Here is a 13459-nt window from a genome sequence, read left to right as displayed (position 1 = left end):
TATGTGACGCTCGTCGACGCGATCGCTGCTCTCCCGCCGGCCCTGCTCGCTCGCCTCCGGGCGCGTGGCTTCGATCCCGACCGTCTCGCCGCGTGGGCCGCCACGATTGGCCAGGATCGCGACAAACGAAATCGTTACGCGGGTGAAGTACTCCCGCCCGCCGCAGGGGACGTCGTCGACACACCCGCGCCGGGCAGCCCCGAGCATGCGCGCTTCGAGGCGCTCGGCCGCGAGGCGCTCGCGCGGGGTGAGGTCGCGCTCTGTGTGCTCGCCGGCGGCATGGCGACGCGCATGGGCGGCGTCGTCAAGGCGCTCGTCGAGGCCCTGCCTGGAACGACGTTCCTCGATCTGCGCCTCGCTGAGATGGAGGCCCTCGCGCGCCGGGTGGGCGCGACTTGCCCGCTCTGGCTCATGACGAGCGAGGCCACCGAAGGCCCGATTCGCGCCGCGCTCGGCCGTCGGCTCGACAAGGGCGACGTCGCCACGTTCGAACAGTTCGTCTCGCTCCGCCTCACGCACGAGGGGACGATCTTCCGGGACGAACACGGCGAGCCGAGCGTCTACGCGACCGGCCACGGCGACCTGCCCGATGCGCTCCGCGCGAGCGGACTTCTCGACCGGTTCATCCAACGAGGTGGCAAGACCGTGTGGATTGCGAACCTCGACAACCTCGGCGCCACCGTTGATCCGGCGATCCTGGGCTTCCACCTCGCGCACGGCGGGCCGCTCACCGTCGAGGTCGTGAACAAGGTCGGCAGCGACAAGGGCGGCGGCCCGATTCGCTGGAACGGCCGGAAAATCATCGCCGAAGAGATGCGCCTCCCGCTCGGCTTCGACCCGGCGCAGATGCCCGTCTTCAGCACGAACACCTTCCTCGTCTCGGCGCAGGCGCTCGCCTCGCTCGACATGAAGTGGACGTACGTCGAGGTCGACAAGACGGTCGGCGAGGCGAAAGCGGTTCAGTTCGAGCGCATCGTCAACGAGATCACGACCGCGCTCGACCCGCAGTTCCTTCGCGTCCCGCGCGATGGGGCCGCGTCGCGCTTCTTGCCCGTGAAGGACGTACCCGAGCTCGAGCGCCGCAGGCCCGAGATCGAGGCCGCGCTCCGGGCCCGAGGGATCCTCGCCTAGGTCTACGATGCCTCTTGCCCCCTCTCCCGAGAGGGGGATGGGGGTGAGGGATTCGTTCAGCGACGCGCAAGGGAGCCACGGATTTGCACTTCGAGATCACGCATGAGTTCGACGTACCCCTCGATGCCCTGGAGCTCGCCGTCCTCTCGCCTGACATCGGCTTGATGATGGCCCCCTTCCTCGCGACCACGAGCGTCGCCTCGGTCGAGACGATCGAGCACGTCATCGCGAACGGCGAGCTGCGCCGCGTCCTTCGGTTCCAGGCGAACGCGCCGCTCGCCATGTTCCGCGGCTACGACATCGCCCGCGAGGCCCTCTCCTGGGAAGAGCGCTGCGTCTATCGGCTCGGCAACCACGTCGCCTCCTGGTCCGTCGCCCCGCGCGAGCAATTTCGCAAGTATTTCAGCGCTTCGGGCACCTGCCGGCTCGAAGCGGCGCCCGAGGGACGCGCGCGCAGGACCGTCGAGGGCGACATCGAGATCAAGGCTGGCGTACTCTCGTCGCTCGCCGGCCGCATGGCCTTGGTCGAGATCCGCAAGATCTACGACGCCGAGGCCGATACGTTGCGCCGCCTCTCGACCTTATGAAGAAGCTCTCCGCCCTGGCCCTCGGGGGCCTCGCCCTCGCCGCGCTCACCACGCCCTCGTCGGATCTCCACGCGCAAAGTGCATACGTCCCCGCGCCAGGCCGCCCCGTCGCGGCCGGCGACGATGCGTCGAGCATCGCGTACAACCCGGCGAACCTCGCGTTTTTGCCCGGCGCGGAGCTGCGCTGGACCATGGCGCAGGCCGGCGCGGGCGCGGGCACGACGAACGGGCATGCCTTTGATCTCGGCCTCCCCCCGATCCTCGGTTTGTCCACGGGCCTGCGCGTCGATTTGCTCGACGTCACGACGCCCATCGGCGCTTCGGCCTCGCAACGATGGCTGCGCTGGGCGCTCGCGACGAACCTCGGCGACACGTTCTCGATCGGCACCACGTTCGGCTGGTCCTACGCCGAGCGGCGGGACCTCGACGAACAGTTTGGCGTGACGACCGGCCTCACGATCCGCCCCTTCACCTGGCTCTCGGCCGCCGCCGTCGCGCGCGACTGGACCACGAACGCCGATCGTCGGTACGACGTCGGCTTCGCGTTCCGCCCCTTCTGGGGACGCCGGTACGCCGAGCTCGGCCTCGAAGCCTCGATCCACGAACGCACCGGTGACATCACGCCGCGCGCCACGCTTGGCCTCGACGTCCCGCACGTCGGCCGCCTGCGCGGCGAAGTCTCCGTCCGTGATCTCGCCGCGAGCCCCGACCTCACCGCGATGGTCGGCCTCGACGTGAACTTCGCGATGCTCCAGGCCGGCGGCGGCGCGATTTTCGGCGGCGGCGACGTCGGCTACTATGCGACGGCCGCGCTGCGCACCTACCGCGAGCCGGGTTTGCCCTCGCCCAAGCGCGTCGCGCGCATCCGCATCGACGGCACCCCCGGCGTCCGCAAGCACGTCCAGCTCCTCCGGCGCCTCTGGCGACTCGCTGAAGATCGCAACGTCGACGGCGTCGTCCTCCAGCTCCGCGCCGAGCCTGCGAGCTCGCTCGCGCATGCCGAGGAGGTCGGCGACGCGATCCGCCTGCTCCGCGTGAGCGGCAAGAAGGTCCTTTGCCACCTCGAAGATGCGGGCGGAAGGTCGCTCCACGTCTGCGCGCAGGCCGACCGCATCGCCATGAACCCGGCCGGCGGCCTTCGCTTCGCGGGCCTCTCCTCGCAGTACATGTATTACGGCGGTGTCCTCGACAAACTCGGCGTCCGCGCCGACTTCGTCCGCGTCGCCGAGCACAAGCTCGCGGCCGAGCAGTTCACGCGCAAGGATTCCTCCGAGATCGGGCGCCAGGACCACAAGGACCTCCTGATGCAGCTCGAAGGCATCTACATGCACGATGTCGGCGGCGGCCGGAGGATGCCGGTCTCCACGCTGCGCAAGACCATCGCGAAGGGCCCCTTCGTCGCGCCTGAGGCGCGCAATGGCGGCCTCGTCGACGTCCTCGCGTACGACGACGAGATCGACGAGGTCGTCGAGGAGATGATGGGCGGCCGCGCGCGCATCATCGACGACGCCACGCCCTCGAATGCGCCCACCTGGTGGGGCACGCCTTCGAAGATCGCGATCATCTATCTCTCGGGCGACATGGTCGACGGCGAGAGCCAGACGATCCCGCTCGTCGGCATTCGCCTCGCCGGCTCGTACACCATCGCGAAGGCGCTCAAGCGCGCGCGGGAGGACGCGAGCGTGAAGGCTGTCGTCTTCCGCATCGAGACCGGCGGCGGCTCCTCCCTCGCGGCCGACGTCATTCTTCGCGAGGCCATCCTCACCGCAAAAGCAAAACCCTTCGCCGTCTCCATGGGCACGTCTGCGGCGAGCGGCGGGTATTACGCCGCTGTCGCAGGGGGCCCGATTTTCGCGAACCGTGCCACGATCACCGGCTCGATCGGCATCTTCTACGGCAAGGTCGACCTCGTCGGCCTCCTCGGCAAGCTCGGCGTCGGCCTCGAACAGTTCCGCTCGGCCCCGCGCGCCGATGCCGAGAGCCTCTACCGACCCTTCACCGAGGAAGAGCGCATCGAGCTCGGCGTGAAGGTCAAACAGTTCTACGACCTCTTCATCGCGCGTGTCGCCGAGGGCCGCAAAATGAAGCCCGAGGACGTCGACGCTGTCGCGCGTGGCCGCGTCTGGACCGGCCAGCAGGCGCTCGAACGCAAGCTCGTCGATCGCATCGGCGGCCTCCGCGAGGCGCTTGACGACGTCCGTTCCCGCGCCGAACTCCCGCGCGACGCGCAGCTCGTCGAGTTCCCCGAGGACGACGACAACGTCCTGCTCGCGCTCGCCAAGCTCGCCGGCATCGCCTCGATCATGCCGCAGGCGGGGGCCGTGCCGATCGTCATTCCTCCGGCCTTGCTCGACCTCGCGCGGGGCCTCGCGCCCTTCATGGTCTACGACGGGACGAAGCCGCTCGCGCGCATGGACCTCGTCGGCGACGTCTCCTTTGGCGGCGCTTCGGCGACCGTGGATGACGAGCTCCCGTGAGCGACGCTGCGCCTCCGCCCGTCCTTCACGCCGAGGACGCTCGCATCACGATCGACGACGTCGTCGCGATCGATCGCCTCACGGTCCGCGCGCGCGGCGAGCGGGTCCTCTGCACCGGCGAGGCCGAGGCGCTCTTCGCGGCGCTCACAACCGTCCCGCTCCGCTCGCGCGCGCCCTCGCACGACGACGCGGCCATGCCGGGCGAAGCCTCGCTCGCCGCGGGCACCTTGCACGTCGCCGGCCTCGACGTCGCCACGCGCGCGCACCTCGACGCGGCGGGCATTGCTCCGCTCGACCCGCCCTTGCCCAAGGGCACGACCGCGCACGACTACGTCACCTGGAGCGCGCGCCTCGCCGGTTTCTCTCCCCGCGCGGCGCGTGACCTCGCTGCCTCTGCGCTCGAACGTGTGGGCCTCTCGGCCTTCCTTCGCCGCACCGTCGAGACCCTCGAACGCCCGCCGCGCCGCGCGCTCGTCCTTGCGCACGCCCTCGTCGCCGACCCTGCGGTCCTCGTCCTCGAAGCGCCGCTCGCGGGCCTCGACGGCCCGGGGGCCACATTCGTCATGAACGCTCTTGCTCGCGCGACCGATGGCCGCGGCGCGATTCTTTCGGCCGAGCGCCTCGATCCGGGCACGCCGGAGGGCGACCTCGCGCGCGGGGCCACCGACGTCCTCGTCTTCGCGGGCGGCGCGCTCGTGCTCGAAGGTGCGCCCGAGACGCTTTTTGCCGGCGTCCGCGTGTATGGCGTCACGATCCGCAAGAACCCCGGACCTTTCCGTGAGGAATTGCTGGCGCGCGGGATCGAGGTCACGGGTGGGCCATTGCGGATGAGCGTACGGCTTTCCCCGGATGCTTCGACGAAGGACATCGTCGCGGCGGCGAGCAAGGCGCGGGCGCCGCTCGTGGAGATGTTCCCGATCGTGGGCTAAGATCTGCCCTCGGGGGAGGGCGGATCCATGGATCGGGACGACGTTGCGTTCTTTGCGGGCACGCTGCCGGGGGCGACGACGGCCGTGGAGCTCTCGCCGCTCGTGGAGCGCCTCTTGCCGGGGAACGAGGGCGCGCGGGAGCTCGAGGTCCTCTCCGACGAGCTGGTCTCTGCCTGGGCGCAGCGCGAAGGGTTCGATCCGCAGGCGCATTACGTCGTCGAGGCGCACCCCACGCATTCCGAGGCTTATTCCGTCTCGCTCTTCGAAGCCGACGCCGTTCGCCATTGGTCGACGCCCGAGCTCGTCAAGCTCCTCCGCCTCGTCCCCGCCCTCTTCGCGCGGTATTACCCTGAATCCGCCGAAGCACGCGCGCTGCTCCCCGGCTACGACGGCTTCGACTTCCACGCCTTCGGCCGCCTTTATCGCGAAAAAATCGCCCGCGCGTTCGAGCACGTCAGCTTGCTCGGCTTTCCCCCGGATGCGCTCCGCCAGAAAGACGCCCGCGGCGACATCCGCCTCGCCGATCTCTTCGTCCCCACCCGATTCATCACCGACGATCGCGACCAGAAAAAGCCCACGCTGGCAGGCCTCCTCCAGTACGGCAGCTCGGCCCTCATCCTCGGCGATCCCGGCATGGGGAAGACCACGCTCCTCGCGTTCCTCTCGCTCCTTCATTCGGATCCGGGCGTCACCCTCGAAGGGTATCGCCCCTCGCAGCGGCGTATTCCTTTTTTCGCCTCCCTGCGCGAATACGCCATCGAGATCCACAAGAACGAGCTGACGCTCGTCGACTTCCTCGCAGCGCGCGCTCGCTCGGACCATTCCCTCCCGAATGCGCACCCCGCCTTCTTCGAGGCCACCTTGCGCATGGGCGAGGCCCTCGTCCTGCTCGACGGCCTCGACGAAGTCGGCGCCTCCACCACCCGGAGCCGCGTCGCCAAGGCCGTCCGCGAATTTCGCGCCGCCTACCCTCGTTGCCCCGTCTGGGTCACCTCCCGCATTCACGGCTACACGGCGGACATCGCGCTCCCTCGCAACGAATTCGAGCACCTCCGCATCGGCCCCCTCGCCGACGAGGACATCGCCCATTTCATCAAGCGCTGGTACCGCATCCAGATCCGCGAAAACGATCGCCTCCGCGAGAGCCAGCAATCCTCCCTCCGCCGCGCCGTCTTCCGCACCTCGCAGGTCCGCGCCCTCGCCGCGAACCCGCTCCTGCTCACGCTCATGGCCTTCGTCCACCGCTTCCTCGGCCATTTGCCCCAGGAGCGCGGCGAGCTCTACGAAAAATGCGTCGACATGCTCCTCCGCACCTGGCTCGACGCCAAGGAGCGCCCGGAAAAACATGCCTTCGAGCGCCGCGGCCTCCCCACCGAGCTCCCGCGCGCGTACCTGGAAAAACTCGCCCTCCACGTCCAATCCCGCGCGCCCGAGGACGCCTACAGCGTCCGTGGCCTCTTCTCGCGTGACGACGCCCTCGATTTCCTGACGCAGCTCCACCGCGAGCGCGCCGAGGACGAGGAGCGCGCCCTCTCCCACGAGGCCGCCCACGCGGAGATGCGCGATTTCATCGACTTCGCCTGCGACCGCGTCGGCCTGCTCGTCGACCGCGGCGGCGGCAAGATCTCCTTTTTGCACCTCACCCTCCAGGAATACCTCGCCGCCTACGCCGGCAGCTTCGACGTCGACGACGACGACGAGGGCCAGTTCGTCCGGAGACACCTCGGCGACGGGGCCTGGGAAGAGGTGCTGCTCCTCCGCTGGTTCGTCCTCGCGAAAAAACGCGGCGAACGCCGGCGCAAGCTCGTCCGTGATCTCCTCGGGGAAATCGTCGACGCGCTCGCCAAGACGCCCGAGCACCCGGGCTGGCTCACGCTCGGCCGCGCCATTCGCGACGGCCTCGTCTCCCGCGAGCGCGACCGGCGCGTCATTCTCTCCGTCATCCTCTCCCGCTGGGCGCAAAAGCCCGCCTTCTCGGGGGATATCTTCGTCGTCCTCGACGACATCTGCGAGTTCGGCGACTCCGATCTCCGGGCCGAGCTCCGCGCCGCCTGCGCCGATCTCCAGGAAAAAGGCACCGCCGCCGAAGCCCTCGCCGCCCTCCACCTCGAAGGCAAGCTCCTCGGCGACCTCCCCGGCGCGGCCGAGCGAATTCGCGCGCGCCCCGACCTCGCCGAGCTCTTGCCCGACCTCGTGGTGTTCCGCGACGAACCCGCGCTCGGCACCCTTCTCGACGAACGTTCCACCGTGGATCATTGGGCCACGGCCCTCGCCGCGCTCGGCGGCACCGCCGTCTACCGCACCACCCTCGGCTGGCTCACCGGCCTCTCCGAGAGCCCCGTCCCGTCCGAGGCCCCCTTCCTCGGCGCCGCGCGCTGGCTCCGCGACCGAAGCCGCGCCGAAATCAGCTCACGCTTCGCCTACACCGAACATTACCCCGAGCGTGTCCATTTCCTCCTGCAATCCCCCTACGGCTGGCGCCTCTCCGACTGGACGCATACCCTCACCGCGCCGCTCGCCTTCCGGACGATCCCGTCGGCCCTCGCCGCGCTCCCACAACCCGCGCCGATCACCACCACCCTCCGCCACCCCAAGCTCGCCCGGGATCGCATGGGCAACGCCGACCTCATCGAGGCCCCCATCATCGAGCGAATGGTGCGATTCAACCAGGACGCGCTCGCCACCTTCCCCCAGGGCGAACCCATTCCCGAGGACACGGTCCACCACATTGCCGTCGCCTTCGTCCGCACCGTCGTCCGCACGTTCGCCTGGAGTTTTCCGCGCTCCTTCACGGGCAACCCCAAGCCCACGTTCGTCCGCGAATTCGTCCAGTCCCTCGGCCGCGACCTCCGCAGCGACATTCTCCGCTCCTTTGGTCGCGCCTTCGCGCAAAACTTCCTGCGTGACTTCTTCCGCTCGCTCGGCCGCGCCTTCCTGCGTTCCTTCGGCCCCGCCCTCGGCCGTGATTTCGTACGTGACCTCGTCCCGGCGCCCGAGCGCCGTCGTTATGCCTCGGTCCTCGGAAACGCTGAGGCCTCGGCCAGCGCGCTCGACTGGGAAGCCCTTTGGGATCAGGCCCTCGGCGAGGAAGCGCACGTCGCCCGCGTCCTCGAACAGGACGATTTCTGGTGGCTCATCTACATCCACCGCCCGAGGCTCGGCATTCACGCCGAGGCCCGCCTCCCGAACCTCACGTTCGAGCTGAAGAACCCCCTCGCGTTGCCCGTGCTCCTCGCCGACGTGGGCAGCATCGCGGCAAACGAGTGGTTGTTTGCCTTGAGCCGGCACCTTCACGTCCAGCAATCCGACGAAAAATCCTCGGACGAGGCCTGGGAGACGTGGCTCGATCAGAACCCCATCGACGCCTTCTGGGTCGCCTTTGCCTGGGACGAGCACGCCAAGCTCATTCGCCAGCACCACGGCCGCCTCGACGGCCCGCTCGGCGCGCTCGCGCTCGCCCACGCCGATTACGCGTCCCTCATGACGGGGTTCGACCTCGTGGCCGCCTGTCCCACGTGGAAATCCCTGCTCGACGAGGCCGGCGCCGAAAAAGTCGCCGCCCTCCGCGTCCTCGGATCCATGCCCGCGCCCGCCGCCGCCGCCGCGCCCGTCTCCGCGCCTGCCGCTGCTTCCGCTTCAGCGCCCGCGTCCGTTTCCGCCTCCGCCCCCGCGCCCGAGGCCGCGCCGCTCTTCACGTGGCTGCACCTCTCCGATCTGCATTTCGGTCTCCCGGGCGCCGGCGACCGCCACAACCAATCGCAGATCCTCTCGATCCTCCGCGACGATCTCTCCACCCTCGCGCGCCAACACCTCCCGCGCCCGGACGCCATTCTCGTCACCGGCGACATCGCCTGGAGCGGCAAGCCCGATCAATACGCCGAGGCCTCGAAATGGCTGCTCGACGTCGCCCAGCGGCTCGGCCTCACCCCCGACCGTATCTTCGTCGTCCCCGGCAACCACGACGTCGATCGCAGCATCGACGCCGACCGCAACGTAAAACGCCTCCTCCGTGGCCTGCGCGGCGGTGACGACGACCTCGACGACGCCCTCGACAACCCCGACGACCTCGACCTCCTCCGCCGCCGCCAGGCCGCCTACCTCGCGTTCGCCGCTTCCTTCGCGCCCGCCTGCCGGGACCTCTTCTGGTCGAGCACCGAGACCCTCCGCGAAGGTTTGTCCCTCCGCCTCATTGGCGCCAACACCTCGCTCCTCGCCGCCGGCGACGACGACGCGCGCAAGTTACGCCTTGGCCAGCGCCAGCGCGCGCTCCTCAACGACGCTGCGCGCGAACGTGAGCTCGTCCTCGTCCTCGGCCATCACCCGCTCGAAGACGATTGGCTCGCCGAGCAGCGCGACCTCGCTCGATTCCTCGGAAGCCGCGCCCACGCCTACCTCGCCGGCCACGTCCACGACGCGAAGAGCGAGCGTATCGTCACGGGCGGTGGCGCCGATGCACTCCGCATCATTGCAGGCGCGGTCTATGGCGGACGCGAGCGCGACATCCCCCACGGCCACGCCTACAGCGTCACGTCCATTCACCGCGCCCCGAGCGGCGGCGCCGTCCTCCGCGTCCACCCGCGCCGTTTTTCCTTCAAGAACTACGACTTCCGGCTGGATATCGACAGCACGGACGAGGGCCGCTCGTATGCCGAGCACCCCCTCGCCCGATGGTCGCTCCCCCCCGCGGGCCCGCGCTTCGTCAGTTGAGCCCCTTGATCCGGAAGATCAGCCCCACGCTCTTGGCCTCGAAGTCCTTCGGCGCGTTCTCGGGCACCTTCTCCTTGTGCGACGCGGCCATGTACGCGACGCCGCCCTTCGCCATCACGAGGTCCACGGGCCACGAATAGTTCAGGCCGAGCAGCGTGTTGATGTCGACGACCCCCACGTACTTGCCCTTCGTGTCCCACACCGCGAGATCACGGCAATTCGAGTCGACCACGCAGAGCCCGCCGGCGCACGCGTCCGCGTCGCGCGCCCAGCAGATGTTCTCGCCGTCTTCCTTCGTGTCCTTGCTGCTCTTGCCGAGCGTGAACTTCTTTTTCCCGTCCGCCCCGTGGATCGCCACGTAATGCGTGCTGTCGACCGACGCGGCCACCACCACGTCCTTCCCCCACGACCGCACGAACTGAATGCTCGGCTTGTCCTTGCTCTCTTTGCCGGTCGGCCAGCCCGTGTACGCCCACGGCGTCGCCTTGCACTCGGCCGCGAGATCGACGCTCTCGATCTCCTCGGCGAACGACTTCCAGCCCCGCTTGCCATTCGGGTCGATGCTCTTCAGCGAGCAATCGAGCGTCTCGAACTTCCCGTCCTTGTACTTGTGGGTCTTCTGGAATTCGAAGCCCACGATCGTGCCGTCGGCGAGCACCTCGATCGCATCGTCGAGCTCGCCGGGGAACGCGAGCACGCCGCCCTTGCCGAACGCCGGATCGAGCCCGAGCTTGCATGGCTCGCCCGGCTGCACCACGTACCGCCGCACCTTCTTTTCGTGATCGAGCACGATCAGCGCGCCATCCGGGGCGAGCGCCATCGACCGGATCGCCTGGCTGAACCACTCGTGCCGCAGCTCCGGCGCCGACGTGTCGAGCAGGCACGCCTCCGCCACGAGCTCCTTGCCCGCGAGCGTCAGCTTTTCTCGCTCCTCGCCCGTCGCGATCTCCACGTTCGGCAGCGCGAACTTTTCTTTCTTCCCGGTCACCGCAGCGGGCTTTTCCTCCGCCTTCGCCGCATCCGCGGCCGGCGCCGGTGCCGCTGCTTCTGCCGCCTTCGATTCGCCTGCCGCCTTCGGCTCGCCCGCCTTGGCTTCCTCGCCTGTCTGCGGAGCCGACGTGGCCGCGCCGCCGCCGCCACACCCCGCGGCCGCCAAGCAAAGGCCGAGCACGGCCGGGACGAAGGTCATGAACATCGAGGGACGCGGACGACGGGTCGACATAGGCGCGGTTTCTCCTGAAACCCCGTTTTCCGGGGTCAAACGCGCGCGCACGGTACAGGAGGTCCAGGCGGTTCACAACGGCCGCCGTCGTCCCGGACATCGACGCTTTGTGCACAAATCTGATGTTCTGTCTGGCTCGCTGACAGTAACGATCGTATGCGACGGTCGGGATGACGCTCAAGGAGAACATCGGGAAGGACCACCTCCGCTACGACGCGGCCGCGGGGTTGGTCGTCTTTCTCGTCGCGCTTCCGCTTTGCCTCGGCATCGCGCTCGCATCCGGGGCGCCGCTGCTCGCGGGCCTCGTCGCTGGGGTCGTCGGCGGCATCGTCGTCGGCTTCTTGTCAGGGTCGGACGTCAGCGTGAGCGGCCCGGCCGCGGGCCTCACGGTCATCGTCGCGACCGCGATCCACGGCCTCGGCTACCAGGCCTTCCTCGCCGCCGTCATCTTCGGCGGCGTCCTCCAGCTCGCCTTCGGCGCCCTCCGCCTCGGCGCCATTGCCGACTACGTCCCCACGGCTGTCATCAAAGGCATGCTCGCGGCGATCGGCATCGTCATCGTCCTGAAGCAGATCCCGCACGCCCTCGGCCGGGATCTCGACTTCGAGCTGGACATGAGCTTCATCGAGCCCGACGGCAAGGAGAACACCCTCTCCGCCATCGTGAAGTCGCTCCTCAGCGCGAGCGGCGGCGCCGTGGTCGTCTCGCTCGTCTCGCTCTTCCTCCTGCTCACCTGGGACAAACTCGTCGTCCCTCGTGGCAAGATCTTCAAGCTCATCCCCGCGCCGCTCGTCGTCGTCGTCGTGGGCACCCTGATCAACGAGGCGTTTCGCTTCGGCACGAACGGGTTTCATCTGAAGGGCGAGGACGGGCACCTCGTCTCGCTCCCGATCCTCCGCTCGCCCGTGGACATCCTCGGCGAGCTCCCGCGCCCCCTGTGGGCCGCCTTCAAGGATCAACGCATCTACGTCACGGGCGCGACGCTCGCCGCGGTGGCGAGCCTCGAATCGCTCCTCGCCCTCGAAGCCGGACAGCGGCTCGACCCGTACAAGCGCATCGCCTTGCCGAACCGCGAGCTCATCGCGCAGGGCCTCGGCAACATCACCTCGGGCCTGCTCGGGGGTTTGCCCGTCACGTCGGTCGTCGTGCGCACGAGCGCGAACGTGTATGCCGGCGGCCGCACCCGCTGGTCGACGATCCTCCACGCCGTCCTGCTGCTCGCCGCGGTCCTCTTCCTCGGCCGCATCCTCAATCGCGTCCCGCTCGCCGCGCTCGCCGCCATCCTCATCGTCATCGGCTCGAAGCTCGCGCCGCGCGCGCTCTTCCAGCAGATGTGGCGCGAGGGGTTCGGCGTGTTCGTCCCGTTCATCGTGACGATCCTGGCGATCGTCTTCACCGATCTGCTCAAGGGCGTCCTCATCGGCCTCGCCGTCGGCGTCTTCTTCGTCATCCGCACGAACTCACACGCGGCGATGATCGTGGTCTCGCAGGACAACTATTCGCTCCTGCGCTTCAACAAGGACATCAGCTTCGTGCACAAGGCCGAGCTCAAGGAGAAGCTCGCGAGGGTCCCCGAGGGCACGACGCTCATCGTCGACGGCACCCGCGCGCTCCACGTGGATCGGGACGCGTTCGAGGTGCTCGACGATTTCGTCGAGAACGCGAAGTTCAAGGACATCAAGGTCGAATTCAAGAACCTGCGTGGAAAACGCCCCGACGGGGAGCTCCCGCCGGCGAGGACATCGTGATGGACGCGTACAAGAAGCTCCTGCTCAGCAACAAGGCCTGGGTCGCCGAGAAGCTCGCCATTCGCGCCGACTACTTCGAGCGCACGGCGACGACCCAGACGCCCGCCTACCTGTGGATCGGCTGCTCCGACAGCCGCGTCCCCGCCGAGTCCGTCACCAGCACCGAGCCCGGCGAGCTCTTCGTGCACCGGAACATCGCGAACCTCGTGGTGCACACCGACCTCAACATGCTCTCGGTGCTCCAGTACGCGGTCGAGGTGCTCGAGGTGAAGCACATCATCGTCTGCGGCCATTACGGTTGCGGCGGCGTGCGCAACGCGATGACGAACCGCTCCTTCGGCCTCATCGACAAGTGGCTCCGCCACATCAAGGACGTCTATCGCGTCCACCGCCGCGACCTCGAGACCCTCGCCGACGTCGACAAGCGCCTCGACCGCCTGGTCGAGTTCAACGTCGCCGAGCAGGTGCAGAACCTCGCCGAGACGAGCTTCGTCCAGCACGCCTGGGCGCTTCACAACCGCCCCACGCTGCACGGCTGGGTCTACGACATCCGCACCGGCTTTCTGAAGGAACACGCGCTCATGAAGCCAGGCACCCCGCTCGAAGACATTTACCGTTTCGACTTCGACGACGTGCCTCGTTCGGAGCATTGAGCGTC

Annotated in this window: 8 protein-coding genes; 7 read left to right on the top strand and 1 reads right to left on the bottom strand. The window is 68.6% G+C overall.

Annotated features, from left to right (window positions below; all coding sequences use genetic code 11):
* Window positions 1-3 precede the first annotated feature (3 nt).
* The 5 genes from POL67_RS50435 (at window position 4) to POL67_RS50415 (ending at window position 9831) form a co-directional block, all read left to right on the top strand.
* On the top strand, window positions 4-1131 hold the full coding sequence (locus POL67_RS50435; RefSeq protein ID WP_271929733.1) for a UTP--glucose-1-phosphate uridylyltransferase: 1128 nt from the start codon (window positions 4-6) through the stop codon (window positions 1129-1131).
* An 83-nt stretch (window positions 1132-1214) separates the two neighbouring features.
* On the top strand, window positions 1215-1718 hold the full coding sequence (locus tag POL67_RS50430) for a DUF2505 domain-containing protein (RefSeq protein ID WP_271929731.1): 504 nt from the start codon (window positions 1215-1217) through the stop codon (window positions 1716-1718).
* Window positions 1715-4195, top strand: coding sequence for a signal peptide peptidase SppA (gene sppA / locus POL67_RS50425; protein WP_271929729.1), 2481 nt, complete (start codon window positions 1715-1717; stop codon window positions 4193-4195). The genes POL67_RS50430 and sppA overlap by 4 nt, the downstream gene beginning before the upstream one ends.
* On the top strand, window positions 4192-5124 hold the full coding sequence (locus tag POL67_RS50420; RefSeq protein ID WP_271929727.1) for an ABC transporter ATP-binding protein: 933 nt from the start codon (window positions 4192-4194) through the stop codon (window positions 5122-5124). The genes sppA and POL67_RS50420 overlap by 4 nt, the downstream gene beginning before the upstream one ends.
* Window positions 5125-5151: 27 nt before the next feature.
* Entirely contained in the window at window positions 5152-9831 is a 4680-nt protein-coding gene (locus POL67_RS50415) for a metallophosphoesterase (RefSeq protein ID WP_271929725.1), read from the top strand.
* Here POL67_RS50415 and POL67_RS50410 read toward each other — a convergent pair.
* Entirely contained in the window at window positions 9824-11053 is a 1230-nt protein-coding gene (locus tag POL67_RS50410; RefSeq protein WP_271929724.1) for a hypothetical protein, read from the bottom strand. The two genes, POL67_RS50415 and POL67_RS50410, sit on opposite strands and share 8 nt — an antisense overlap.
* A 170-nt stretch (window positions 11054-11223) precedes the next feature.
* Between POL67_RS50410 and POL67_RS50405 the strand changes: the two genes are divergently transcribed.
* Window positions 11224-12801, top strand: a complete 1578-nt coding sequence (locus POL67_RS50405; RefSeq protein WP_271929722.1) for a SulP family inorganic anion transporter — start codon at window positions 11224-11226, stop codon at window positions 12799-12801.
* Complete coding sequence (locus POL67_RS50400; protein ID WP_271929720.1) at window positions 12801-13454, top strand: carbonic anhydrase; 654 nt, start codon at window positions 12801-12803, stop codon at window positions 13452-13454. The genes POL67_RS50405 and POL67_RS50400 overlap by 1 nt, the downstream gene beginning before the upstream one ends.
* Window positions 13455-13459 lie beyond the last annotated feature (5 nt).

Origin of the sequence: Polyangium mundeleinium, from assembly GCF_028369105.1 — a bacterium.
Classification (GTDB): domain Bacteria; phylum Myxococcota_A; class Polyangia; order Polyangiales; family Polyangiaceae; genus Polyangium; species Polyangium mundeleinium.
The sequence above is the reverse complement of the archived record's forward strand: the minus strand, read 5'-3'. Positions and strand labels throughout refer to the sequence as shown.